The 26,590-nt window shown below is 38.6% G+C and carries 20 protein-coding genes and 1 riboswitch; of the genes, 9 read left to right on the top strand and 11 right to left on the bottom strand.

Annotation, left to right across the window (positions count from 1 at the left end; genetic code table 11):
• The first annotated feature begins 54 nt into the window (after positions 1-54).
• Entirely contained in the window at positions 55-1,248 is a 1,194-nt protein-coding gene (locus V6260_RS08100; protein WP_341593593.1) for an HD-GYP domain-containing protein, read from the top strand.
• A gap of 51 nt (positions 1,249-1,299) precedes the next feature.
• Here V6260_RS08100 and V6260_RS08095 read toward each other — a convergent pair whose 3' ends face one another.
• From V6260_RS08095 to V6260_RS08070, 6 genes are all read right to left on the bottom strand, one after another.
• Positions 1,300-2,337 carry a general secretion pathway protein GspB gene (locus tag V6260_RS08095; protein WP_341593592.1) on the bottom strand — a complete coding sequence of 346 codons (1,038 nt, stop codon included), beginning with the start codon at positions 2,335-2,337 and terminating at the stop codon, positions 1,300-1,302.
• Positions 2,338-2,348: 11 nt separating this feature from the next.
• Positions 2,349-3,266, bottom strand: coding sequence for an ExeA family protein (locus tag V6260_RS08090; protein WP_341593591.1), 918 nt, complete (start codon positions 3,264-3,266; stop codon positions 2,349-2,351).
• Between the two features lie 173 nt (positions 3,267-3,439).
• Positions 3,440-3,958, bottom strand: coding sequence for a DUF1566 domain-containing protein (locus tag V6260_RS08085; protein WP_341593674.1), 519 nt, complete (start codon positions 3,956-3,958; stop codon positions 3,440-3,442).
• A gap of 9 nt (positions 3,959-3,967) precedes the next feature.
• The gene (locus V6260_RS08080) at positions 3,968-5,620 is read right to left on the bottom strand and encodes a DUF1566 domain-containing protein (RefSeq protein ID WP_341593590.1); all 1,653 of its coding nucleotides are present in this window, start codon (positions 5,618-5,620) and stop codon (positions 3,968-3,970) included.
• Positions 5,621-5,679: 59 nt separating this feature from the next.
• Positions 5,680-6,012: a hypothetical protein gene (locus V6260_RS08075; protein WP_341593589.1), complete on the bottom strand. Its 333-nt coding sequence runs from the start codon at positions 6,010-6,012 to the stop codon at positions 5,680-5,682.
• Between the two features lie 21 nt (positions 6,013-6,033).
• Positions 6,034-6,738 (bottom strand): DUF2982 domain-containing protein, encoded by a 705-nt coding sequence (locus V6260_RS08070; protein WP_341593588.1) that lies wholly within the window; start codon positions 6,736-6,738, stop codon positions 6,034-6,036.
• 246 nt (positions 6,739-6,984) lie between these two features.
• On the opposite strand from V6260_RS08070, the gene V6260_RS08065 reads away from it, so the two are divergent.
• The 3 genes from V6260_RS08065 (at position 6,985) to msrA (ending at position 11,770) form a co-directional block, all read left to right on the top strand.
• Positions 6,985-8,037, top strand: coding sequence for an efflux RND transporter periplasmic adaptor subunit (locus V6260_RS08065; RefSeq protein ID WP_341593587.1), 1,053 nt, complete (start codon positions 6,985-6,987; stop codon positions 8,035-8,037).
• A gap of 3 nt (positions 8,038-8,040) precedes the next feature.
• A complete protein-coding gene (locus V6260_RS08060; RefSeq protein ID WP_341593586.1) occupies positions 8,041-11,139 on the top strand; it encodes an efflux RND transporter permease subunit in 3,099 nt (1,032 codons plus the stop codon).
• Positions 11,140-11,224: 85 nt separating this feature from the next.
• Positions 11,225-11,770, top strand: coding sequence for a peptide-methionine (S)-S-oxide reductase MsrA (gene msrA, locus V6260_RS08055; protein WP_341593585.1), 546 nt, complete (start codon positions 11,225-11,227; stop codon positions 11,768-11,770).
• A 101-nt stretch (positions 11,771-11,871) separates the two neighbouring features.
• On the opposite strand, the gene V6260_RS08050 is transcribed toward msrA, so the two are convergent.
• Positions 11,872-13,701 carry a TonB-dependent receptor domain-containing protein gene (locus tag V6260_RS08050; protein WP_341593584.1) on the bottom strand — a complete coding sequence of 610 codons (1,830 nt, stop codon included), beginning with the start codon at positions 13,699-13,701 and terminating at the stop codon, positions 11,872-11,874.
• 37 nt (positions 13,702-13,738) lie between these two features.
• Positions 13,739-13,922, bottom strand: a riboswitch (cobalamin riboswitch).
• A 162-nt stretch (positions 13,923-14,084) separates the two neighbouring features.
• On the opposite strand from V6260_RS08050, the gene V6260_RS08045 reads away from it, so the two are divergent.
• From V6260_RS08045 to V6260_RS08025, 5 genes are all read left to right on the top strand, one after another.
• The gene (locus V6260_RS08045) at positions 14,085-15,767 is read left to right on the top strand and encodes a chloride channel protein (protein WP_341593583.1); all 1,683 of its coding nucleotides are present in this window, start codon (positions 14,085-14,087) and stop codon (positions 15,765-15,767) included.
• Between the two features lie 15 nt (positions 15,768-15,782).
• Positions 15,783-16,217: a CopD family protein gene (locus V6260_RS08040; RefSeq protein WP_341593582.1), complete on the top strand. Its 435-nt coding sequence runs from the start codon at positions 15,783-15,785 to the stop codon at positions 16,215-16,217.
• 114 nt (positions 16,218-16,331) lie between these two features.
• Positions 16,332-17,348 (top strand): aspartate carbamoyltransferase, encoded by a 1,017-nt coding sequence (locus V6260_RS08035; protein WP_341593581.1) that lies wholly within the window; start codon positions 16,332-16,334, stop codon positions 17,346-17,348.
• 33 nt (positions 17,349-17,381) lie between these two features.
• Complete coding sequence (hemL, locus tag V6260_RS08030; protein WP_341593580.1) at positions 17,382-18,662, top strand: glutamate-1-semialdehyde 2,1-aminomutase; 1,281 nt, start codon at positions 17,382-17,384, stop codon at positions 18,660-18,662.
• A 182-nt stretch (positions 18,663-18,844) separates the two neighbouring features.
• Positions 18,845-20,686 (top strand): methyl-accepting chemotaxis protein, encoded by a 1,842-nt coding sequence (locus V6260_RS08025; protein ID WP_341593579.1) that lies wholly within the window; start codon positions 18,845-18,847, stop codon positions 20,684-20,686.
• Positions 20,687-20,752: 66 nt separating this feature from the next.
• On the opposite strand, the gene mrcB is transcribed toward V6260_RS08025, so the two are convergent.
• The 4 genes from mrcB to V6260_RS08005 all read right to left on the bottom strand — a co-directional run bounded on the left by mrcB (position 20,753) and on the right by V6260_RS08005 (position 26,268).
• Complete coding sequence (gene mrcB, locus V6260_RS08020) at positions 20,753-23,095, bottom strand: penicillin-binding protein 1B (protein ID WP_341593578.1); 2,343 nt, start codon at positions 23,093-23,095, stop codon at positions 20,753-20,755.
• 150 nt (positions 23,096-23,245) lie between these two features.
• Positions 23,246-24,475, bottom strand: coding sequence for an ammonium transporter (locus V6260_RS08015; protein WP_341593577.1), 1,230 nt, complete (start codon positions 24,473-24,475; stop codon positions 23,246-23,248).
• A 9-nt stretch (positions 24,476-24,484) separates the two neighbouring features.
• A complete protein-coding gene (locus tag V6260_RS08010) occupies positions 24,485-24,823 on the bottom strand; it encodes a P-II family nitrogen regulator (protein ID WP_004587162.1) in 339 nt (112 codons plus the stop codon).
• A 221-nt stretch (positions 24,824-25,044) separates the two neighbouring features.
• A complete protein-coding gene (locus tag V6260_RS08005; RefSeq protein ID WP_341593576.1) occupies positions 25,045-26,268 on the bottom strand; it encodes a diguanylate cyclase in 1,224 nt (407 codons plus the stop codon).
• Between the last annotated feature and the right edge of the window lie 322 nt (positions 26,269-26,590).

Genomic DNA, 26,590 nt, shown 5'->3' with positions numbered 1-26,590 from the left:
AAAAGTGAATATATTTGTTAATTTAAAGGGATATTAGCAACAGAAGTCGAAAAATTGAAAACTATTCCCGTTTCGAAGCTACTGCCAGGTATGTTTGTACAAAGTGTTACGAAGCAAACCGGTTGCATTAAGGTCAAAAATCAAGGTTGGGTTAAAACTCAAGCTAGTATTAATAAGCTAGAAAAAGCAGGCGTTTTAGAAGTTGAAATAGATCCAGATAAAACTATTGTCGAATCAATCCCTGTAAATGAATCGAACAACACTACCCCTGCAATAAAAAAATACGATCCTTGGCAAAGAACACATAATTTCGACCATGAAATAAACAAAGCAAAAAAAATCTACAACGAAGCAAAAACACTACAACTAAAAGCATTTAAAGATATTGAAGCGGGTCGAAATATAGACATTACTCCTTTCAAAGAGCTTGCTAGTGGATTCATGGATTCAGTTTTCAGAAACCAAGACGCTTTAGCGTGCTTAACACAAATGCGTCAAAAAGATGCTTACTTACTTGAGCACTCTATTAATGTTTCGATTTTAATGAGTATTTTTGCAAAACATCTAGGTATTGAAAAAAACATTATTGAGCAATTAACCACTGGGGCTCTTTTACATGACATTGGTAAAATAAAAATCCCAGATGAAGTACTTAATAAACCAGGTCGTTTAACCGAAGCTGAATTTGAAATAATGAAAAAACACTCTCTTTTTAGTAAGGAGATTTTAGAAGAGGCCGGTTTAACGGGTTTTGCTGTTGATATAGCTGGTATGCATCATGAAAGGTTAGATGGCAATGGCTATCCATTTGCTAAAAAAGGCGATGAAATAAGCCAGTACGTCCGAATGGCTTCTATTGTAGATGTTTACGATGCACTTACAGCAGAGCGCGTTTACAAAGCAGGCATGGAGCCAATCAAAGCATTTAAAATATTAAAAGACGGATGCCCTGATAGCTTTGACGGTGAACTATTAACTAAATTTATTCAATGCATTGGTATTCACCCTGTTGGCACTTTAGTCAGGCTATCGAGCCAAAAAGTTGGTTTGGTTATACAAAGTAACCCCACAAAACCATTAAAGCCTGTAGTTAAAACCTTTTATAATGCAAAACACAGCCACTACACAGAGGTTCAGGATCTCGATTTATCTAGTAAAAAAACGCAAGATACACTTGAATCCGCAGTCAACCCTAAAGAATATAATATTGATTTAGATAAGTTTTATAAAAACTCAATATTGCCCTAAGAATTCGAGAGCTCATAATTATATTGAGCTCTCGTACATAACTAAGAAACGTTACTGTGGCCAATCTTGTAATGCTTTTAGACTAAACTCATAACCATCAAAATCTAATACGCTTTGTTCTGGTGTAATCTCTCTTACAGTTAGAGCTCCAATGCTCTCCCCTTCATGTAACTCTCGACCATTTAACTTAATCCAGCGCTTATCAGCGGTTGATGAATAAATATGCGCTTGGTACTTGATACTAGGCAGCACTGTTTGTAAACCATCAGGTAACAATTCAACAGGCTCAACACGAGATGACGTTTTAGATGCTTGAGTAACTTCATACTCTTGGTTTTTTTCGACATCTTGTATAGCTTGCGCAAATGCATTTTTAAGAGTTGTAGGCACGGCATCAAGCTCAGGGTCGCTGGTCTGTTGAGATTGGGTGCTGCCATTAATTGGCTTACCCAATACTTTATATTTACTCATATCAAGATGAGCCGATGCGGTATTTTGATTTTGCCCAAATACCGCAGTGTTTTGTGCATTATTTGGGTTGTAATTACTTTGTTGGTTAAACGCTGGCTGATTATAATTTTGAACAGGCATTATTTGTTGCATACTTTGCTGATTATAACCTGCTGCGTTCGTGATCTGACCCGTCGGCATAGGAATATACTGACCATTTGGGGTTAACAACATTTGCTGTACACCATTGGGGGTTTGCACATGCACAAGTTGTCCTTCAATCGTAGCCGTATTTATTGAATCTACTTTCGCTTGCTCTAATTTAGCTATTTTTTGCTTTTCAACTTTATCAGTTACTAGATTATCTTTTTCTTCAGATACCGATTTTTTGTTTTCAGCAATATTAAGTGGAACGGGTTTCGATGCTTTTAATAAGCTCGTACTTTGAAACCACTTACCTGTAGTAAAACCAGCAGCTACAATAATAAAAGCTGCTAAGCTTGCACCAAACACAAATGCTAACCGCCTATAACGCTCGAGTGCTTGCTGTTGTTTTAACTGCTCTGATTGCAAATCGTACTGTTCAGCGCTCATATCTGATTGCTGAGATTGCTTTAGCGCATCTAATAAATAAGACATAACTTACCTAACTATAAAATAAATGAAAGCCCAATACCTACGGCAAATAAAGTAGCGAAAACAAAGCTATACAATAAAAATGAAGATGCTTTTTTCACCTCATTAACTGACGCTACAAAATCCATGGGGAGTGACTCATGTGCTGATTTTTTTATTGTATCGCTATCAACTATCGACTGCTGCTTTGCAAAAGTCCCAACTAAGGCACGCTCACAGACTAAGTTCATTAACCGAGGCACACCGCCTGTTAATTGATGGACCGCTTGCATGGCATCCATCGAAAAGATTCCTTTGTTACATCCGGCAATATGCAATCGATGCTTTATGTAAGCAACTGTTTGGCCTTGCGTAAGGGGTAATAAATGGTAACGAGCCGTTATCCTCTGGGCAAGTTGCCTTAATTCGTTGCGCTTCAAAAGATCTTGTAGCTCAGGTTGCCCAACTAATACTATTTGTAATAATTTTTTATGATCTGTTTCTATATTTGTCAGCAAACGTAATTGCTCAAGCACATTAGGGGCAAGTAACTGTGCTTCGTCAATAATAAGTATAGTGTGCCCACCCGATTTATTATTAGTCTCTAAATGCTTTTTTATAATATCGGTAAGACTTTTAAGTGTTGCATTATTAACATCGTAACTAATATTGAGCTCATCACAAATACTGGCTAATAACTCCAGCTCTGAAAGCGCAGGGTTGTGGATCATCGCTACTTGCGTGTTTTCAGGAAGCTGCTCTAACATACTGCGGGTAATTGTAGTTTTACCGGTGCCAACTTCGCCCGTTAATAATACAAAACCACCGTCTTCACCTAATCCATAGGTAAGGTGTGCTAAGGCTTCTTTATGTCGTTCACTTAAAAATAAGTAATGAGGGTTGGGCGAAATCGAAAATGGTTTTTCGTTCAGGCCAAAATAGCTTAAATACACCGAGATGTTCCTTCGTAATTAAATCACGGCCTATAATGGCAAAAAAATGCGCTGAGTGACAACGTTGTAAGTGCTTTATTATTAAAATAACGTAAATTTATGTGAAACAAAAAAGCACAGCTTTAATACTGTGCTTTCTAGGTATCTATATAAGTTGCTTGGAGCTAAATTGATTACTTTTCATAGCGCACTAAGCGTAAATACACATTGCTAGTTTTTGCATGTAAACTATTTAAACCGCTATCAAATTGATAAACCCATGCAGAACTCATTGTGCTTACGCCAGATGTATTTGACCAATAATTTTGTAATTTGGTTCCAAGAAATACTTCCTCATTAATACTTGGCTCAGTGCAACGGTGCTCTAGAATACTAGCAAGCTCTTTTATATTTGGTACTTGCCAATCATCGTAACCGGCAGTTTTATCATTTTTTGCAGCTAGAAGAGCTTCTTGCCAATTAACTGCTGGAGTTGAGTCTTCACAAAGAGCTGTATCTTTATTATAAGTTTGTGCATAACTACAGCGCTGCCACATTAAACCCGTTTTGCTATCAGAAACAGTGCCGTCTGTATTTATGGTAAACCTATCTGTTGGGCTTGTTTCATCAACTTCTGTATAGCAAGTTTGTTCCGCAAAAATATTAAAGCTAATGACTAAAGGGACACATAAATAGAATAATTTTAATCTCATCATTTTCTCCTAACGACTTCTTACTAGACGAACATACGCAGTATCTTCTTTTGGGTAAGCCAAGTCATTACCATCACTCATATCGATAATATATGCTTGTGATAAACTCGTGCCATCCACTGCTGTTTGTGAAGTCCAAAAGCGTAAGTGGCCTAATGCGGTTTTATCCGCCATATTAGGAAATAAATTGTCATCAAGTAATATGGCTTGCCCTTGCTTGCCATAATCTATTAACCCTAACAATTCAGAGTAGGTAGGTACTCTCCAGTTTGTCCCTCCACAGAAGTCGGTCGAGTTAACTTCATCTATGTAGGTTTGAAGACCGCAATCAGTATTACTTGGACAAGTTGTGTTTGCTCCTCCTGATGAGCTACCTACGGATGATGCATTACCTAAATCCCAAATATAATGATTTTGCCCATCACGTAAAGTCGTGTTAGGTACTACGCCTGATAATGGACTTTTCACTTCCCAAACTAAGCCTGTAACATTGTCACGAACACAACTGAATTGACTACTATCATCTGAAACTTCATCAGCAAATTCATTTAATTTTGTGAAATCAAACGCTAAGTTACCTTCACCAACTTTATCTAAACGATTTGCAAAGCTGTCACGTCCCAGTTCAGCATCTTGTAATAAAAAATCATCACTACCACAATTAATTCGCTGAGTATTGTTATAGCATTCACCTACACCGGTATCATTAATAAGGCCTAATGGTTTTTGCGTTACATCAACAAAAATTGTATCCGTATTGCTACGCCCTTTTGAGTCAGTCACTGTTACTTCAAAATTAAGCTCTGTAGCAGTATCAACATCCGATGCAAAAAAGCGTGTTGTACATTGGCTACTATTCGTTAGTGTTTCAGCATTCCCTGAAAGTTGCTGCCAATTACATTTGTACGTTGCTGTAGTTACTTCACTACCACTTGCATCTAATGTAACTTCATCAAACTCACTAACTACCTGATCTTCCCCTGCATCTGCGATAACTATTTGTTCTGTTTTATTTAATGTCATTATATATTCAGCAGATGATTCACCACCTTCGTCATCAGTTACCATAAGTAACCACTTAAGGTTACTATTACTTTCTAATAATGGATGTGGAAAACTTAAAGTTGAATTTGTATAACTATCAACCTCTAAATTAGGTCCTGATATTAGCGACCAAGAATAACTCACAATTTCTCCATTAGCATCTGGGTCGATTGAATCTAATGCACTTAATGTAATGATGTCGCTATAAACTGACGGAAGAGTGGTTGGAGCTATTTGTGAAACAACTGCTTGCGGGAGTAAGTTATTCGAAGTTAAAGAAATACTGATATCATCAGTTACCAAACCTCCTTCTGATGTTTGATAGCTGACTCTTAAAACTAGCTGACTATCAGCTTTTATATCAGGCGCTGTAATTGTTTGTTCACCGCCTTCAAGAGGGAAGCCTTCAACAGCAGGCCCACTTACTTGTTGCCAGGTAAATGTTCCACCAGCAGGGGATCCTTGAGCTACAACGTTAAAATCTGTTTTTTCAACTACTTGTTGATCTTCACCTGCAAACACGGATGCAACAATATTGGCATCCTCAGAATCACCACCGCCGCCACACCCAGTTAATAAACCAAGACAAAGTAACGATAATACGGCAAATAATTTCATATAAAGCACCCTTTAAAATAACATATATTTATAGTAAGCAATAAGAGTGCCAGATACCTCTATAAATAACTATCTTGATGAATTCGTACAAATAGTTTCGTGCCTACCTTACTATAATCAACTTTATATTCTCGACCATCTAAAGCTTGAATAAACAATAACTGTTTTTCCTCACTAAATACATCGGCACTACTAATATGGATTATCTCAAGGTAGCGCTCTTTAGCATCACGACGATTTTTTGGCAGCTCTTCTTTAAACGGCTCTAAACCATGCTGTGTTACTTTTATCCGAGGTTGTGTTTCAGAGTTGATAATCACTAAATCAAGTTTTCTATCTTTATGTATTATAGTATTACGGCCACTTTTAATGAAGGCTCTATCTTCGCTCATCTTCTTTCCTACAGCCGCAACTTAATTATTTATATGCGACGCTATAAACTGACAGGGTTCACGCTTCCACTTATTTAAGTTCGCACTAAACTCCCAAACATCTTTATCTAACACACTAGCTGGTAATATCAAATCGAAACCAGTAAGTAGTTGAAGGTTCTTGGCTCTGTTTGCAAACATTGCTATGAGCCCATTATAACCAACTCCTTGGGGAGATGTATATTGTGTGTCTTCTATTAACCATTCTGATGGGCAATTACCACCTTTGCAATGTTTTTGAACAACCTGCATAAATAAGTTTCGCTGTTCAATTAAAAGCTTGCCTGCAATCCTTGGGGCAATATTTTCCAAAAACTCATCAATATTATTTATCTTAACTCCAACAGCGTTTAATTCTAAGTAGTCAAGTCCATCTTCTACTTTAGGTATCCCGCTTTGACGAAAGTTACTATGAGATAAACTCCAGCTTCCATATTTATGGTAATAAATCAGCTCAGATTTACTTAATAGCAAGCTGTAATATGGCTCTTGGGTTTTTAAAAAACCAATAAAAACAGCAACGATACTTAAGCTTACTAAAAATATTTCAAGTATGCTAATCCCACCAGGTCTTAACAAATTAAACAGCATAATAAACACTAAACCAATAGCACCAACTATAAGTGTTTCTATACCGTTTCGTGCACCTTGCGCCCTATACTTAATTACATCATTGAATTTATCCATGTTGGTAAAACACCATATAATAAACAAACATAATAACGGCCCAAATTATGACCTTTCTTATTGTTATACATAAGTTACAGCTGGTTTTAAATTTCATACATTACCGCTTTTTCCTCAACAAAATAGGAACAATGAATAAATCTTATTTACTTTTACGCTTAACGCACAAAATTATGAGACACATAACCGTCTTTTCACGGTCTTATTTCGTACAATACTTACAATTCATTTCCAGGTATGAAATCAATGTACTCAAGACAATCAGGTAAAGCACTTTTTCCATTCATTATTACGTTACTTCTAATATTTAGCGTTTATTTATATTTACCGTCAAGCCATGGTGAACAAGCCGACTTATCACAAATGTCTACTCAGGTATCTGCGCATACTGTGACATCACAAGAAAACGCAGTGATGATAGAGGCTATTGGTAGTGCACGTGCAAACCAAGCTATTTATATTAAAAGTGCGCAAAACGATTATGTCACAGATATATATTTTAAAGATGGAGACTTAGTCAGTAAAGGACAAAAATTAGTACAGTTACAAAGCCAACAAGAGCAACTTGCAGTTAAAGAACTCGGTATCAACTTACGTGAGGAGAAACGTCAGTTAGATCGCCTTACCGAACTTTCACGCTCGCAATCAACGGCAAAGTCATTACTTGAAGAACAACTATCTCGAGTTGATGCCACTGAAGCTCAACTAGAAAACGCTAAAACAAAGTTAAATGAAATGACCATTACCGCGCCATTTTCGGGCCTGCTAGGTAAGCGTGAAATATCAGTGGGTGCTTACGTAAGCAACACAACAATAATCACCACACTTGATGATATTAGTATTATTAAAGTTGACTTCAAAGTACCTGAAAAATATTTAGCACAATTAAACATGGGAATGAAAGTACTTACCCAAAACGATGCCTACCCAGGGCAGACATTTAACGGCAAGGTAACGCATATTAGCTCACGTATTGATTCGGTAACACGCAGTGTTGAAGTAACTGCAAGTTTTGCTAATAAATCAGGGTTACTTCGCCCTGGTATGTTACTAAATACAGCACTTGAGCTAAGCAGTAACCAAGCTTTAATGGTGCCAGAAAAAGCGGTTATCCCTTTACAAGACAAACACTTTGTTTTTCAAATTCAAGACGGAGTAGCCAATAAAGTTGAAGTGCATGTTGCTGGCAGAAATAATGGCTGGGTCGCTATCGACGAAGGTTTAAATGATGGCGAGCAAATTGTTACAGAAGGGCTAATTAAAATTCGCTCTGGTAGTAAAGTAAGCGTAAAGGGGTAATACGTGAAAATTACTGATACTAGCGTTAAACGCCCCGTTTTTGCCATTGTAATTAATTTACTGCTTCTTACTTTTGGCCTTGTTGCATTTACTATGCTGCCACTTCGTGAGTACCCTGATATTGAAACGCCAATAGTAAATATTAGCACTGAATACACAGGTGCTTCTGCCGAAATTGTAGAAACTAAAATAACCCAAATAATAGAAAACCGCATTTCCGGTATTGAAGGTATTAAAAGCATAAACTCTTCTAGTCGAAATGGACGCTCAAACATTACCATTGAGTTTGACATTAACCGTGACATAGATGCGGCATCTAATGATGTACGTGAACGTGTAGCACGTGCACTTGATAGCTTACCTGATCAAGTTCGCCCACCAGAAGTGTCTAAATCAAACAGTGATGAAAGCCCTATTGCATGGTTTGTACTAAACAGTGAAACAATGGACTCATTACAACTTTCTGACTACGCACAGCGCTTTATCGTTGACCGTTTGGCCGTGGTAGACGGTGTATCTAATGTACGTATTGGTGGGGAGCGCCAATACGCCATGAAAATTTGGCTAAACCGCCAAGCAATGGCTGCACGCGGCATTACCTCAAGCGACATTGAAGATACATTGCGTACAGAAAACGTTGAATTACCTGCAGGCGAAATTGAATCGATAGATCGCGACTTTACAGTACGCACAGCCCGAAGCTATAAAGATCAGCGCGATTTTAAAAACCTGGTAATTAAACGTGGTGATGAAGGCTACTTAGTGCGTTTAGGTGAAGTTGCCGATGTACGTTTAGAAGCTGCCGATGACGAAAGCTTATTTCGTGGTAACGGGCGTAACATGATTGGTTTAGGAATTGTAAAACAAGCTAAAGCAAACACGCTTACCGTAGTAGATAACGCCCGCAGTGAACTTGAAAAAATCAAACGTAACCTACCTGAAGGCACAACAATTCAAGACAGCTACGATTCATCTGTGTTTATTAAAGAATCAATTAATGAAGTTTACAGCACACTTGCAATCTCTATGGGGCTAGTTGTACTGGTTATATTTTTATTTTTAGGCAATATAAGAGCAACTCTTATTCCAGCAGTAACGGTACCTGTGGCACTGGTTGGTAGCTTTATGTTTTTATTAGCAATGGGCTACTCAATCAACCTACTAACTTTACTTGCCTTAGTATTGGCTATTGGTTTAGTAGTAGATGATGCCATTGTTATGCTTGAAAATATTCACCGTCGCATTGAATTAGGCGAACCACCGCTGCTTGCTGCTTATCGAGGCGCACGAGAAGTAGGCTTTGCGGTTATAGCAACCACGCTTGTACTTATATCTGTGTTTGTGCCATTGGTATTTATGGATGGCCGTATAGGGGCATTATTTACTGAGTTTGCAATGGCGGTAAGTGCTGCCGTATTTTTCTCAAGTGTTACAGCGCTGACTCTTGCTCCAGCCTTGTGTTCTAAAGTACTAAAAGTATCAGACAAACCAAATAAATTTAGCCAATGGATGGACCGCCAATTTAGTAAGATTGAAGTAAGTTACCGTAATTCACTCTCCACTAACATAACCCGTAAATGGGGTTTAATGGTGAGCTTATTATTAGCTGGCTTCGTTAGTTACTCGTTGTTTTTACAAGTTCCTTCTGAGCTAACCCCAAAAGAAGACCGTGGCACGTTCTTTATTATGATGAGCGGCCCTGAGGGCGCAAGTTACGAAAATAATGCCGCTAATATGGCTAAAATTGAAGAACGCTTAATGCCTTACTCGCAAGCGGGTGAGCTAAGTCGTGTACTTGTTCGAGTGCCTGGCTGGGGTGGCAGCGGCGGTGTTGCGATTGTTGGTATGGCCGATTGGGATAAACGCAAACGCTCAACGTGGGAAGTAATGGACGAAATAAGCGGTAAAATGCAAGAAGTTACCGATGTGCGTGCGTTTGCCATTATGCGCCGTGGCATTGGCGGTGGTGGTTCATCTCGCCCTATTGAGTTTGTATTGCAAGGTAATGATTATGCACAACTTGCCGACTGGCGTGACCGTATAATTAAACGTGCTGAACAAAACCCAGGTTTAGTAAGAATCGATCATGATTATAAAGAAACCTTCCCGCAGTTTTTAGTCAGCATAGATAAAAACAAGGCCGCTGATTTAGGTGTATCTGTGTCTGATGTAGGCCGTACACTTGAAACAATGCTTGGCCAGCGCCGTGTTACAACATTTATTGACCGTGGTGAAGAATACGATGTGATTTTAAAAGGGACTAAAGAAGATTTTGCTAACCCTACTGACATTTCAAATATATATCTTAAATCACGAAGCGATGAACTAGTCCCACTTGATAGCCTTATCAGTTTAAAAGAAGAAGCAACCGCATCGCGCTTAAACCGATATAACCGCATGCGCGCAATTACACTAAGCGCCAACTTAGCCGACGGTTATACGCTTGAGCAAGCACTTAACTTTTTAAACGAAGTAGCCGCGCAAGAAAACGATATAGATGGCGCCGTAGATTACAAAGGTGAGTCGCAGCTTTATTACGAAGGCGCATCAGCCATGACCTACGTATTTATACTTGCACTCACCGTTACCTTTTTAGTACTAGCAGCGCAGTTTGAAAGCTTTATGCATCCGTTTGTCATTATGCTTACCGTACCACTTGGTTTAATGGGCGCTATGTTCGGACTTTGGGCTACAGGACTTACCTTAAATATTTACAGCCAAATAGGTATTGTCATGCTCATAGGGTTAAGTGCTAAAAACGGTATTTTGATTGTAGAATTTACGAACCAACTGCGCGATAAAGGCGTTGAATTTAGTGAAGCTATTTTGCAAGCAGCAACTCAGCGTTTGCGTCCTATTATTATGACCTCGCTGACTACGGTTATGAGTTCGGTACCTTTAGTACTTGCTTCAGGCCCTGGCGCTGAAAGCCGTATGGTGATAGGTGTGGTCGTGTTTACTGGCGTTATTGTATCGACCCTGCTAACTCTTTTTGTTGTACCAGCTGCATATTATGCACTTGCACGTAACACTCAATCACCTGAGTTTTTACAGCAAAAATTAGACAAACAAGCCGCTGAAAAACCTTTCGAAGAGATCTAATCTCTTTATTGCGCCGTAACCTTGTTGTTGCGGCGCATACAATTTATGCTCGCCTTTAAACCTCATGTACATTTTAGGAATACTTATGAGCTCAACAACACAAGTAGCAACATTCGGTGGCGGCTGTTTTTGGTGTATAGATGCTGCATTTAGACGTGTAAATGGCGTACTAACCGTAAGCTCTGGCTACACCGGCGGTGAAACAAATAACCCAACATATGATTCTGTATGCTCAGGAACAACCGGTCACGCTGAGGTTGTTAAAATTGAATTTGATGCGACTGTAGTTAGCTTTGAAACACTCTTAGCAATGTTTTTCACACTGCATGATGCAACACAATTGAATCGCCAAGGTAACGATATAGGAACACAATATAGAAGTGTTGTTTACTATCACGATGAAGCTCAGTTAAAGCAAACCAACGAAATGATAGCTCAACTGCAAAGCCATGTCGCTGAGCCAATAGTGACTGAGGTTAGCCCAGCTACAACGTATTACCCAGCAGAGCATTACCATCAAGATTACTACAACGAAAACCCACAACAAGGTTACTGTAGTATTTTAATAGCACCTAAATTACACAAGTTTGAAACCGTATTTAAAGAATTTTTAACTGAGCAGCTAATTTAAGTAGTTAAACTTAGCTACACATTGAAAAGCCCGATTTAAATCGGGCTTTTGTATTTTCAGCTTAATTTAATACCCTTTATGTATTAAGGAATTAAAGACGACTAAAACTGGTAGCTTGCGCCTGCAAAAAAGCGACGCTCAGGCGTGTTGTAGTAATACACTTCACCCGTTGTAAAATCAGCGTTTGAATCAACAGCGTTATACTCTTTATCAAATAAGTTTTCTACACGAAGCGAAATTTCAATATGTTCATTTACTTGATAATTACCCGCTAAGTTCCAAAGTGTGTACGAACCTAAACGCGTTACAGCACCTTGTCGATCACTACGGTATTGCATATCTAAACTTGCACCAAACGCACCAAACTGCTTTGCTACTTCCCAGTTAAAAGTACGTTTAGCGACATTGCGAAGCTCAGCGCCAGTTTCTCTATTTTCAGCGCTTAAATAAGCAAAATTAAGATTGTTATCAAATCCAAATATCTGCTGAGAAAGGCTAAATTCAACCCCTTCATAGCGAGCTTCATTAATATTAGCTAATGCAAAGTTTGCATCATAATCAATTTTATCTTCAATATCGTTTCTAAATATTGCAACGTCAATCTGCGCAATATCAAAATCAATATTTAAACCAAGCTCACGGTTTGTAGATTTTTCAGGCTGTAAATCAGGATTACCAAAATTTGGAAAGTATAAGTCATTAAATGTAGGTGCTTTAAAACCAGTACTTTGACTAATACGGAATGTGGCATCTTTAGATAAACGATAACCTGCAGCTGCCGTATAAGTTGTTTCATCACCAAATTGTTCGTCATCATCTTGGCGAACAGTTAAGTTAGCAAGAATTTTATCTGCATCGTAGTAAGCACCTACAAACACAGCAAGTACATCGCGGCTATCTTCAACAAACACCTCAGAGCTATGCGATACATCGTCGTTATACCAGTTAATGCCACCACTAATATTAAATTCATTAGACAGTTGATACTGACCATTGTAATCAATCTGAGTACGCTTGGTTATAAATGTACTTGTTGCTGGTTCACCCGTAAAAAAATCAACAAAAGTGTTATCAGAATCATCGGTTGCAATTGCTATATCAATACTGTGCGTTTGATTGGTATAATTTTTACTCCACCCTGCGCCAAGTTGATAATTTTTAAAGTCGCCAACTTCTACCGAACTCGTTGCAGGACTAAAGCTACTGTCGTAATCTGCAAAACCTTCGCTGTATTGACCTAACACTTTAAAATCACCGAAGTGTGCATCAGTATAATTTACTTTAAAACCAAGGTTTTTATTCTCGTAGCCATCTTCATCAGGTGCTACACCTTGTAGTACATCAAAGCCATCTGTTTTTTCAAATCCCGCATTAAAAGCGGTTGTAACATCACCGGACTTTACAGAACCAGCCACTTGATAATCTTGGTAAGCATCAGAGCCCAATGTAGCGCTTAAAGATAAGTTATCAGACTCACGCGTTATAATATTAATAACGCCCGCTAGTGCATCAGAACCGTAAACAGCGGCACGCGATCCTTTAATAATTTCAATTCGCTCAATACTATTTAGAGGCACATTACTTAACGCTTTTTGACCAAGTGTTGCAGAGCCTGTACGTACTCCATCTATCAAAATTAAGGTGTCACCAGAACCTGTACCACGCAGCGATACACCCGCATTTTGACCAAAACCACCGTTTGGATTAACCTGAAAACCAACTTGCGTACCTAATAACGTTGGTAAATCACGTACATTGCTTGCTTCTATTTCAGCGCGGTCAATAACATTTACACTTGCTAGCACATCATTAATTGACTGCTCAAATTTATTAGCTGTTACGGTTATTTTTTCAATTGATTGTTCTGCACCAGACACAGAAAATGAAAGCGCAGCAGAAATAGCAACGCCTAGAGTTGTTTTGTTTAACATGATGTCCCCTACCTTTGCCCACCGCAAAGATTTAAGTAAGTAAGATTGCATCAAGGCCGGTCTCCGGACTCAGTAAGCACATAAAAACATGCAATACTCTACCGTTGCGGGGGCAGTGTTGGGTTTGTAATCATCATGAAAACGCACCAACTTCCCGATTATCCTACTAAATAAATCATTACATGAAGTGGTTAGCAAGCACCTTGAAAATATGCCGTTATTGTGAGCATTTTGTTTACAAATGTCAACGGACGTCTATATAGCTAAAGTTAAGTTTGGTTAATTAATGTTATGCCATTGTGAAAATTAATTTCAAAATCACAAGGACTTAGCCAAACTCTTTTGCTAAAATGCTCGATGAAAAATGTGACGGAGAAAACAGCATGTGGCTTGAGCAACTCAGGCGTCGATTAGCAAAACCAAAAACATCCGTTCAATTATGCTTATTAGGCGTAAGTGCTGGATTAATTGCTGCATTTTTTATTATTTTATTTCGCTTAACGATTCTATTTTTTCAAAGTTTATTTTTAGAAACCCCAGACGACTTTACTACTCTGCCAACACTTGAGCGAGTACTAATGCCTTTAATCGCAGCACTGTTAATAGCCTCATTTGCTGCCTTTACTGGATTTAAGCATTATCGCTTAGGCATCCCCTTTGTTATACATAGAATTAAACATCACTATGGGCAGATGCCTCTATATAATACTGTTAATCAATTCGTTGGTGGTGCACTTGCGCTAATTAGTGGCTTTTCAGTTGGCCGAGAAGGGCCTAGTGTACATATGGGTGCTACGGGTGCTAGTATTTTAGCCGACAAACTGCATTTACCACATAACGCCATGCGCACTTTGAGTGGCTGTGGTGTAGCAGCAGGAATAGCAGCTTCATTTAATACTCCCCTTGCAGCCGTTATTTTTGTTATGGAGGTAGTACTTCGAGAATATAAAGTACACATATTTGTGCCAATCATGCTTGCTGCTGTTACTGGCGCACTCGCCACGCAATTCGTTTTTGGTGAAGGCTCTGAACTTGCTCTCATTACAATAGCGCCATTAAGTGGTTGGCATTATCCTTATTTAATATTGTGCGGTATGGCGTTGGGCGCTATTGCATTTAGCTTTAATCAAAACTTAATGCTAATTATTAAAACATTTAAACCTTTAAGTATGTTCCCTCGTTTATTAATCGCAGGATGTATTGCCAGCTTAATAGCTTACGCGGTTCCCCATGCAATGGGCTCTGGGATGAGCGCGATCACTATCGCAGTTGAGTCACCGGAGAACGTTAAATTATTGACCACTATTTTAATAGCAAAGCTACTAGCAACACTATTCGCTATTGGGTTAGGCATCCCCGGCGGCTTAATCGGCCCAATAATTGGGCTTGGCGTACTAATTGGTACATTAATGGCTTTTTGTGGTCAATTCATCAGCCCTGGTGCTGACATTGCAGGTACTTATGGTGTATTAGGTATGGCTGGATTAATGGCTGCGACACTTCACGCGCCACTTGCTTCACTAACAACGGTAATGGAGCTTACCTCTTCACCTGAAATAATAGTCCCAGCCATGCTTGTTATAACAACTGCCTACGTTACCGCTTTGCAGTTTTTTGGTAACCGTTCTATTTTTTTACAACAACTAGATTTTCAAGGACTCTCATATCATGCATCTCCTGCTACTGAAGCCCTACAAAAAGTGGGGATAATGGATGATATGGATGAAGACTTTAAGCTATTGTACTCGAGCGATAAAGAACAAATAAAAAACACACTTGATGCAATGAATAGTCAAACACCTCTTATTGTGTTTGATGAAGAGAATGGCTACCGTCTCGCTGAATACGATTTAACTTTGATGTCTGGTCAGACTATAAATATTAGCTACATCAATTTGCAAGGAATAAGTAGTCAATCCACCCTAGCCGATGCTTTTAATATTTTAAAAGATAAGCGAAGTGGCGCACTTTACGTATATAACTTATTAGATAACGAACAAATTATGGGCATATTACGCTGGGATCAAATAAATAATATTTTAACCATTCGTAACAGCTTACTTTAAATAGTTAGGATTTTTATGAGCGCATTATTAATTTATAAAACACTTCATATATTTTTTATGATTGCATGGTTTGCCGGTATTTTTTATTTGCCTCGGTTATTTGTATATCACGCAATGAGCGAAGAAAGAGCATGCAACTCTATGCTTAAAGTTATGGAGCGCAGACTACTTTATTTCGTAACCCCATTTGCTGTTTTAACGGCTGTATTTGGTGTATTAACCATTGTTGAATATGGTCGTGAGTGGTTTAGATACAGTATGTGGCTACATTATAAACTAGTACTAGTTATTATTTTATACATATATCACGGCTACTGTTTTAAGTTATTGAGTGATTTTAAACATGACCGAAACACTAAAACAGACCGCTTTTATCGTATCTTTAATGAGCTCCCTGTCATTGCACTACTAATCATAGTGGCACTAGCCATAATAAAACCTAATTTATAAGCTTTGTAGCACGTGTTAAACTTCGCTGCAATTTACAATACTTGCTTTAACACGCGCGATTGCGTGCTCCATTTATGGATTATCGCGCCCATTTGATTGATTAGGAATAACCCCATGTTAAGTTTCCAAGGTGAGCATATACTGTCTGTAAATCAGCTAGACAGAGACTGCATTGAACGTATTTTTGCAGTAGCAAAAAAAATGGAGCCTTATGCTAAAAAGCAAAAACAGACTACCGTGCTAGAAGGCGCTATTTTAGCTAATTTGTTTTTTGAGCCAAGCACTCGTACACGAGTTAGCTTTGGCACCGCCTTTAACTTACTTGGTGGTGGCGTACGTGAAACCACAGGCATGCAAAGTTCAGCCCTTGCTAAAGGTGAATCACTTTACGATACCGCGCGCGTTATTTCAGCTTATGCTGACGCTGTTGCTATGCGCCATCCTGATGCTGGCTCAGTAAGTGAATTTGCTGACGGCTGTACTGTACCCGTTATTAATGGCGGCGACGGCCCAAATGAGCACCCGACTCAAGCATTACTCGATTTATTAACCATTGAACGCGAGTTACATCGTTTTGGTCAAAATATTGATGGTATGCATATAGCGCTTGTGGGTGATTTAAAGTATGGCCGTACAGTACATTCTCTATCAAAGCTATTGTGCCATTATGAAAACGTAAAGTTTTCGATGGTAGCGCCTGACGGCCTACAAATGCCAACGAGCATTTTAGATGCCGTAGAAAATGCTGGCCATAAAATTGAGCTAGTAAATAAGATGGAAGGTAATTTAGCAGCCGATATTGTCTACCAAACACGCATTCAAGAAGAGCGTTTTCCTTCGCAAGAAGAAGCAAATAAATACCGTGGTGGCTTTAGGATTAGCCAATCTATTTACAACGCTCACTGTAAGCCTAACTCAGTATTAATGCATCCTCTTCCACGCGATAGTCGCTTAGAAGCGAACGAGCTTGATAACGACTTAAATAGTAACGACAATTTAGCAATATTTCGCCAGGTACAAAATGGCGTATTAATTCGTATGGCACTGTTTGCTTTAACACTCGGCGTAGAAAATAAAGTCGATAAGTATGAAGTAGACGTACCTTGGTTTAGCCGCAAACGCGACAGCTAATCCCCTTTTAAGTGACAATTTATAGGATTTTTCATGACAATTAGCCAAAACTTATTTGAACGCGCCCAAGCTTCTATTCCTGGTGGCGTAAACTCACCAGTTCGTGCTTTTAATGGTGTAGGTGGTACGCCACTATTCATTACAAAAGCAGAAGGCGCATTTACATTCGATGCTGACGGTAATAGTTACATTGATTATGTTGGCTCTTGGGGACCTATGATCATGGGTCATAACCACCCTGCAATAAAACAAGCCGTACACGAAGCTGTAGAAAATGGCCTCAGCTATGGCGCACCAACTGAAGCCGAAATATTAATGGCTGAAAAAGTAAAAGAACTAGTTCCATCAATCGAAAAAGTACGCATGGTTAGCTCAGGTACTGAAGCGACAATGAGTGCAATTCGTTTAGCACGTGGCTTTACCGGTCGCGATAAAATTTTAAAATTTGAAGGTTGTTACCATGGTCACGCTGACTCGTTATTAGTTAAGGCAGGCTCAGGTGCGCTAACAATGGGCGTACCTAATTCCCCAGGTATTCCTGAAGACTTTGCTAAGCATACACTTACAGTTTCGTTCAATAACTTAGATGAAGTAAAAGCTATTTTTGAAAAATACGCAGACGAAATTGCCTGTATTATTGTAGAGCCAGTAGCCGGTAACATGAACTGCATTCCACCAGTACCTGGCTTTTTAGAAGGTTTGCGTGATGTGTGTGACGAATATAAATCAGTACTTATTTTTGATGAAGTAATGACAGGCTTTCGTGTTGCACTTGGCGGTGCACAAGCTTATTACAACATTAAACCAGATCTTACGTGTTTAGGTAAAGTAATTGGCGGCGGCATGCCGGTTGGCGCATTTGGTGGTAAAACTGAAATAATGGATTACATTGCGCCTGTAGGCCCAGTTTATCAAGCAGGTACGCTTTCAGGTAACCCTATTGCAATGGCGGCAGGTTTAAAGTCACTTGAGCTATTAAGTGAGCCTGGCCTTCATGATAAGTTAGAAGCTATTTCAAAAGCACTTTGTGAAGGTTTTGAAGCAGGTGCTAAAAAGGCAGGTATTGCGTTAACAACTAACTACGCTGGCGGTATGTATGGATTCTTTTTTACTGATGTTGAAAAAGTAACAACCTATAAACAGGCAACTGAGTGTGACCTAGAGCGCTTTAAACGTTTTTTCCACCTTATGATTGAAGAAGGCATTTACCTTGCTCCATCTGCATTTGAGGCTGGTTTTGTATGTGCTGCACATACTGAACAAGAAGTAAAAGACACAATAGAGGCGGCGGAACGCTCGTTTGCTAAACTTTAAGCTAAAAAATTACTATTTATACATTTGTAGCCACTTGTTTTTAAGTATGTAATTAAGACTAAAGATTGAAAAAAGCCCGAAAGGGCTTTTTTTATTTGTAATGTACTATAAATGAATGATAATTAAACATAACACGGTCTGTTTACCTTTACCCTATAATTACAAAAACACAAGAGAGCCTTATGTCAGGATTACGCCAGTTTGCCTCCCTCGCTACTCAATTAATGGCAAATTTAAAATACAAAACAAAAATAAGTCTAATGTTTGGAATTTTATTACTCCCTCTGGCGTTAAGTTTGTTCTTTTTAGTATCGTTATTAAGTGAAAGTATCGCTGTTTCAAAAATGCAGCAGCAAGGCTTAAAGGGCTATAGAGCAATAATTGCAAACCAAATGCAAGGCAATGCAAATAAAAATATAGAGATAGCCCGTTCTCTTGGTTTTAATATAAAAAACGACTCAGAAAATGAAGTACTTGAACTTGTTTCAATTCAATCAAATCTAGCATTAGATAACCAGCTGGCGAGCGCCTATGTAAACCGCTCTTTAGTGACGCCAATTCCAGCACTAATAATGCAAATTAACTCAACAGCCCAAAGTGCAAATACAGTATTGGCAAGCAACCGCTTTACACCAGACACATTTATAGCACTTTCAAACTTTAGTAAGTCACTTCCTTTATACGAAAAGCAGCTCGATAAAATACTTAATGTGGCAACTAGCGCAGACAAATCAGTAAATAAAGCGCTCCTCCCCCCACTTACTAATTTACACCACGCTGTTGATGCCTTTAAAAATGCAATTGATGAAAAATTACTTGAACCTGACGACATACAGTTAACGCAGGCCGAGTTTACTAAATTAACGAATAATGTTCACAGTAGTATTAGCCAACTTGTTAGTAAAAGTATTCCAACGCTTGAGAGCCTGATTGAAACCAAATTACAAACTCAATTATGGACTCGAAACCTTGTTTTAACTGCATCGGTGATTAGTTTATTATTTGCATTTTATTTGATGATTGGGTTTTACTTCGCAGTAGTTGATACTATAAATCGCTTTGCTGATGCAGCTGATAGAGCTGCAAACGGTGATTTAAATGCAACTATCGATTCGAGCACTAATGATGAAATGGGAATTATTGCATCGCGTTACAATGCTTTACTTAATGCATTTTCACACTTGCTACTTAATGTTAAAAAAAGTACCGAGGAGCTTTGTGACTCAACTAAATCTCTCTCTCATGCAAGCAGCCAAACAAGTGATGACGTCTCAAAACAACAAACCCGCGTAAATGCAATTTATAACGCGTTAAGTGATATGGCTCAAAGCGCACTTGCGGTTGAAGAATCAGCACATCAAGCAACACTCACCGCGCAAGATGCTGCAACGCATGTAAAGCAAGGTTCAGACAATACAATGGAGCTTGCTAAATACATGCAAGATCTACAAATTGAATTTGCAGAAAGCCAACAAGCGCTCGACAAACTGGCACAAGACAGCCAAGAAATTAGCAAAGTTAGTAAAGGGATTAGTGAAATAGCCGATCAAACAAACTTGCTTGCCCTTAATGCTGCTATTGAAGCCGCACGAGCTGGCGAGCATGGTCGTGGGTTTGCCGTTGTAGCTGATGAGGTAAGAACACTTGCTCAGCGTACACAAACACAAACCCAAGAAATACATCAAATTATTAGCTCCTTGCAACAAGCATCTGATGATACTCAGCAAAAGATGCGTTCAAGTGTTGAAAAGATGGAACAATCAGTAAAAGCTGCAAACCAAACTAATGAAGTATTGCAAAGTGCAGAGCAAAGCATGGGCGATATCAAGCATCAAGGCGAAGTTATTGCACAGCGTGTTAAACAGCAATCGGATGCAACTACACAAGCACTAAATGATTCACAAGAAGTAAGTAATTTAGCCGATCAAACACTAATTTCTGCTCAATCAACACTACAAGATGCGCAGCAATTAAGTCGTTTATCAAATGATTTAACTAAATCTATGCAATTTTTTAAATCATAATTACGTTAACTACAACTCACAACAAAGCCGCTAGATAAGCGGCTTTGTTGTGAGTTGTGCCTTAAATTAGCGAATACACTGCGGTCTTGGTTGAAACTCACTCGCTCTAAGCGGTAACTGAATCACCTTGCCACATCCTGGTGGTGCTTGCTTGCCCGTTCGCTCATTTACGAACGCCCAACGTATTGATGGCGGGCGAGTATCAGCTATTGCTTGTGGGTTAAGCGGCTTTAAGTAACGAATGTACGCTTCTAATGCGCCTACACTACCAGTTAAACCCGTGCTTTTGTTATCGTCCCGGCCAAGCCATGCTACTGTAACTGTACTTTGGTCAAAGCCTGCAAACCAACTATCGCGTAAATCGTTACTAGTCCCTGTTTTACCTGCTAATTGAATTGACGGGAAGTGTAAATTTAAGCGTTTAGCAGTGCCATCTTTCGTTACACGTTTCATCGCGTATTTAGTCATATAAACGGCGTCTTTATCGAAACGAGGCTCTGTTTTTACCTCATGCTTATAAAGCACTCTACCCACCGAATCAGTTAATGCCGAAATTGCAGTAAGTTTCTTGTATTCACCATCTGCTGCAATTGTTGTATAAAGCTGGGCAACCTCAAAGCTCGACATTTCAACAGCCCCTAAAAGCAACGATGGGTATTCGTCTATCGCCCCTGTCGCACCTAAACCTTTTAGTGTATTTACTACCTTGTCAACACCTACATCAAGCCCTAAATTAACCGCTGGAATATTAATACTGTTACTGAATGCTTTATAAAGAGGGACTGCACCACGATATTGATGATCAAAGTTTTCTGGTTGCCACACTTCTCCCTGCTCATTTGTAACCTGTAATGGGGAGTCGTCGAGAAGTGTTGCTAAATTATAATGCGGTAACTGTAGTGCAGTTAAATACACTGCAGGTTTTACCAGCGAGCCTATATTGCGCTTTGTATCTAGAACACGGTTAAAGCCCGAATAACGCACATCTCGTCCAGCAACAAGTGCAGAAACCCCTCCCTTCTCTACATTAACAGAGAGCATTGCTGCTTCTAGTTTTTCAGTATTTGGGCGCTTTTCTAAATATGGTAAACTCTTTTTAATTGACTCTTCCATCGCTATTTGCTTTTGCAAATCAAAATAAGTAAATACTCTCACCCCCGCATCCAACGTCTGTTGATTTGGCAATAGCTTATTTAGCTCCCTGTTTACTAACTCTAAATAGCCTGGATATGATTTTTGCAAACTGGCTTTCATTGGTGCGATATTAATCGGCCGCTTTAGTGAAGCTCGGTACTCTTTTGTACTAAGTAATTTATTTTCAACCATTAGACGAAGTACTAAATCTCGACGCTCCATTGTACGTTCTTTATAGCGACGAGGATTATAATAAGATGGCCCTTTAACCATCGCCACCAGTAAAGCAATTTGATCGTACTCAAGCTCATCTACCGGCTTTGAAAAATAAAATTCAGAAGCAAGCCCCATCCCATGCACACCTTGGTTATACGATTGCCCTAGATATACTTCATTTAAATAAGCCTCAAGTATCTGATCTTTCGAATAACGATAATCTAAAATAAGGGCAATAAACGCCTCATTTATTTTTCGCATTAAAGAACGCTCACGTGTTAAGTAAATATTTTTAGCAAGTTGCTGAGTAAGCGTACTGCCACCTTGAACGGTACGCCCAGCTTTAATATTTGAATACAGAGCTCGTAAAATAGAGAATACAGATACACCATGGTGCTCATAAAAGTTACGGTCTTCAACCACCAGTAGCGTATCTTTAAGCATGGCTGGAAACTTATCTAGCGGTACAAATTCTCTATCTTGTTTAGAGTCGTTACCAATTCGCGCTATTTGCACAGGCTCTAGGCGAGCAGAGTTTAAACGCCTACCGAACTTATCTTTAATGGTCGCAACTTTTTTCCCTGCAAAGCGAAGTTCAATAATATGTGACTTTTCAAGACCATCATAAAATTCAAACTCACGACGATAAATCTTAATGCTACCTGCTGTTTTAACAAATTGCCCTGTTCGGCTTAGTTTATTAACGGATGTATAATTTAAGCGCTTGAGCTCAAATACAACTTCTTGACTTGATAAGAATTGCCCCGGATAAAACTCCATAGAACGAGCATACACTTGCGCTGGAAGTTGCCATTTATTACCTTCAAATATACGAGTCGTTTTTGAATCTAAATAAATGAAATACATTGCCATTGCAATAAAAACAGCCAAGCTGAATTTCCAAAACACTGACCATGTTTTTCTCATAAAAGAGCGTTTAACAGTGGGCGTCACTGTTTTTTTACTGCTCTTTGATGTACTTTTTTTTGTCGTACTTGACGATTTACTTGCACGTTTAGCTGCAGGTTTTTTGGTAGGTGTTTTTTTATTGTCGGCCATTTAAGTGTAATTTATTCCAAGGGTTATTCACGAATGTGAGCTTAGCATATTGGGCATACCCTAACATCCGAAAAGTTAACCCCCCCTGAAACGAAAAAAGCCCTACCGAAGTAGGGCTTTGTGTAAACACACTATTTTTTAAATAAACTATTAGCTATTTCGAACAGAAACAAACTCTGGGTAGGCTTCAATACCACAATCGTGTTGATCCATACCGTTTAATTCTTCCTCTTCAGTTACTCGTATACCCATTGTTTTGTTAAGCACAGTCCAAACAATAAATGATGCTACGAATACAAAGGCAATAATACACACTAGACCAATTAACTGATTAACAAAGCTTGCATCACCATTGGTCAGCGGTACTAGCATAATACCTAATGCACCACATACACCGTGTACAGAGATAGCACCTACTGGATCGTCAATCTTAACTTTATCAAGTGCTATAATGCTAAACACAACTAACGAGCCACCAAGTAGACCTAGTAAACATGCCATTAATGGAGAAGGTGAAAGTGGGTCTGCAGTAATTACAACTAGACCTGCTAATGCACCATTTAATACCATAGTTAAATCTGATTTGCCCCAAAGTATCTTACATACAAACAGTGCAGCAATGGCCCCCATTGCAGCAGCAGCATTAGTATTAAGTAATATTTGACCTACCGCTGTTGCGTTTTCTTTATCCGAAAGTAATAATTGAGAACCACCGTTAAAGCCAAACCAACCCATCCATAAAATAAATGTACCTAGTGTAGCAAGTGGTAAGTTTGAACCTGGAATTGGATATATTTCACCGTTTTTACCATATTTACCTTTACGAGCACCCAGGATTAATACACCTGCTAGTGCAGCAGCTGCACCTGCTCCATGTACAATTGCAGAGCCAGCAAAATCTACAAAGCCCATTTCAGATAAGAAACCACCACCCCATGTCCAGTAACCTTCAATAGGGTAAATAAAACCAGTTAGAACTACAGCAAAACCAAGGAAAGCCCATAGTTTCATACGCTCAGCAACAGCACCCGATACAATCGACATAGCCGTTGCAACAAATACTACCTGGAAGAAAAAGTCAGATTCTAATGAATGGTCAGCATCAGCAGCTTGTGTGCCAATTAAAGCCCCTATTGAAGGAATAAAACCACCTTCGGCATTGTCTACATACATAATGTTGTAGCCAACCAATAAAAACATCGTACATGCAATTGAATACAGCGCGACATTTTTAGTTAAAATTTCAGCTGTGTTTTTAGAGCGAACTAAGCCCGCCTCTAACATGGCAAAACCTGCTGCCATCCACATTACTAATATACCTGATATTAAAAAATAGAAGGTATCGAGTGAAAACTTTAGTTCTATTATTGTATTTTCCATGAGACCCCCTTAAATTGCTTCTTCATCAAGTTCGCCAGTACGAATACGAACAATTTGATCTAAGTCGTACACGAAAATTTTCCCGTCACCAATTTTACCTGTTGATGCAATTTTAGTAATTGCTTCAACAACGCGTTGGCAATTTTCAGTACGCGTTGCAATTTCAAGTTTGATCTTAGGAATAAAATCTACTTGGTATTCTGCACCACGATATAACTCAGTATGACCTCGTTGACGTCCAAAACCTTTAACATCAACTACTGTCATCCCCTCAATTCCTAAATCAGCGAGTGCTTCACGCACATCGTCTAATTTAAATGGTTTTATGATTGCACTAATCATTTTCATAGCGGCCCCCTCGGACTCTTTATTGTTATCCTATTGGGTTAAACAATCCAACCTTTGTGCCACTATTTTTATATTTTTTAAAACAATAAGTTAGTGTAAAAAAAAAACTAAACAGCAAAAAAAACGCACCAATTAGGTGCGTTAATTTAACAAGTTAGCTACATTGGTGCGAATAGTATTTCAATCTCACTCTCATACTATTCCTATTGTATAAAAAGGGTTTATACCACGCAGTTTCGACCTTGGCTTTTAGCCTTATATAATGCTTTATCAGCCGATCGCATAGCCTCTGTCAAACTAGTATTCTGAAATTCAGCTAAACCAATACTCATAGTAATTCTGAAAGGCCTATCACTAATTGAAAAGTCATAACTTTCCATCTTTTTTCTAAACGCTTCAAAGTACTCTCGACCACGGGCAAGTTCAATTTCAGGTAAAATAATAGCGAACTCTTCTCCACCGACACGAGATACTGTAAAGTTTGAAAATGTAGACCTAATCAATGAACCAACTTGTTTTAAGGCTTGATCGCCTCCTTCATGCCCAAACGTATCATTAATATCTTTAAAAAAGTCTATATCAACTAATGCAAGAGTATTTTCTTTGCTTTTATTTTTAAGCAATTTTTCAGCATATTGATAAAAGTAACGACGATTGTAAAGTCCCGTGAGGTGGTCTCTAAATGCACTTTCTTTAATACTAGCGATCAGGGAAAGCTGTTCCATTGTTTGTAACACACGACAATGAAACTCTTCATTCATAAAGGGTTTTGTTAAAAAGTCATTAGCGCCATACTTGATAAATTTGGCTGATAAACCATGCTTGCCGGCCCCTGATAAACCAATAATAGCTAAATCATCCCTACCTCTAAAGTTACGTACGGCTTTAACTAGTTCAAACCCATCCATAGTAGGCATAGCATAATCAGTCATAAGTAGTTTTATATCGGGATTACTTTTTAATATTTCGAGTGCTTGCTGGCCATCATGTGCGTCAGTTACATCAAACAATTGTTTTTCAAGCATTTGTTTCATCAACGTTCGACTCAAGACAGAATCATCAGCAATTAAGGCCTTACACCCTTGATTTCTCAAAAGCTGGGCTACTAGTTTAATAGCGTAATGATAAGAGTCTCGATTATCTTTAATAACATAATCGACAACGCCTAATTCGAGCATTTGCTGACGCTTGTATTCATCTATTTTTGAAGTAAGCACAATGCTTGGAATTTTTTTAGATAAAGTATACTTTGCTACTTCACCATTAGGTGCATCAGGCAAAGTTAAGTCAACCAATGCAAGAGAGTAATTATACTTTTCTATAAACGCTTCGCATTCAGCCAAAGACCAAGCAAAATCAACGACAACATCAAGATACAGCGCAGTCAGGTGACGTAATACCTGTTGTACGACTTTACTGTCTTCAACCACTAATACTCTTTGCATAAAGCTTCTATTTCACCTTTAATTAATTTTGTAGTAGACCTACAAATACAACATTTAATTTATCCAGCTTTATTAGTGTAAATACTCTAATTTATAAATCCCTATACAATTGATTTAACTTTAAAAACATAACCCATTTATTTTTTTAATAGCTATATGCCTAAAGCTAGTTACAAGCTACACGTAATATACTCGAGTTTTATAGTTAACTAAATATAGACACTAAGCATAAACATATCAGTATATTAAATTACATACCTTTTTAACGTATTTATATTTACTTAACCAGCATTATCTACCACTAGTCTCAATAATTTTGTTA

Origin of the sequence: Pseudoalteromonas aliena (genome assembly GCF_038155085.1) — a bacterium.
Classification (GTDB): domain Bacteria; phylum Pseudomonadota; class Gammaproteobacteria; order Enterobacterales; family Alteromonadaceae; genus Pseudoalteromonas; species Pseudoalteromonas aliena_A.
Note: the sequence above shows the minus strand (reverse complement) of the source record. Positions and strands in the feature narration are given on the sequence as shown.

Coding starts and splice junctions, on each gene's coding strand:
- V6260_RS08095 (WP_341593592.1), bottom strand. CDS start 2,337: ATGTCTTATTTATTAGATGCGCTAAAGCAATCTCAGCAATCAGATATG.
- V6260_RS08085 (WP_341593674.1), bottom strand. CDS start 3,958: ATGAGATTAAAATTATTCTATTTATGTGTCCCTTTAGTCATTAGCTTT.
- V6260_RS08080 (WP_341593590.1), bottom strand. CDS start 5,620: ATGAAATTATTTGCCGTATTATCGTTACTTTGTCTTGGTTTATTAACT.
- V6260_RS08075 (WP_341593589.1), bottom strand. CDS start 6,012: ATGAGCGAAGATAGAGCCTTCATTAAAAGTGGCCGTAATACTATAATA.
- V6260_RS08070 (WP_341593588.1), bottom strand. CDS start 6,738: ATGGATAAATTCAATGATGTAATTAAGTATAGGGCGCAAGGTGCACGA.
- V6260_RS08065 (WP_341593587.1), top strand. CDS start 6,985: ATGTACTCAAGACAATCAGGTAAAGCACTTTTTCCATTCATTATTACG.
- msrA (WP_341593585.1), top strand. CDS start 11,225: ATGAGCTCAACAACACAAGTAGCAACATTCGGTGGCGGCTGTTTTTGG.
- V6260_RS08050 (WP_341593584.1), bottom strand. CDS start 13,701: ATGTTAAACAAAACAACTCTAGGCGTTGCTATTTCTGCTGCGCTTTCA.
- V6260_RS08045 (WP_341593583.1), top strand. CDS start 14,085: ATGTGGCTTGAGCAACTCAGGCGTCGATTAGCAAAACCAAAAACATCC.
- V6260_RS08040 (WP_341593582.1), top strand. CDS start 15,783: ATGAGCGCATTATTAATTTATAAAACACTTCATATATTTTTTATGATT.
- V6260_RS08035 (WP_341593581.1), top strand. CDS start 16,332: ATGTTAAGTTTCCAAGGTGAGCATATACTGTCTGTAAATCAGCTAGAC.
- hemL (WP_341593580.1), top strand. CDS start 17,382: ATGACAATTAGCCAAAACTTATTTGAACGCGCCCAAGCTTCTATTCCT.
- V6260_RS08025 (WP_341593579.1), top strand. CDS start 18,845: ATGTCAGGATTACGCCAGTTTGCCTCCCTCGCTACTCAATTAATGGCA.
- mrcB (WP_341593578.1), bottom strand. CDS start 23,095: ATGGCCGACAATAAAAAAACACCTACCAAAAAACCTGCAGCTAAACGT.
- V6260_RS08015 (WP_341593577.1), bottom strand. CDS start 24,475: ATGGAAAATACAATAATAGAACTAAAGTTTTCACTCGATACCTTCTAT.
- V6260_RS08010 (WP_004587162.1), bottom strand. CDS start 24,823: ATGAAAATGATTAGTGCAATCATAAAACCATTTAAATTAGACGATGTG.
- V6260_RS08005 (WP_341593576.1), bottom strand. CDS start 26,268: ATGCAAAGAGTATTAGTGGTTGAAGACAGTAAAGTCGTACAACAGGTA.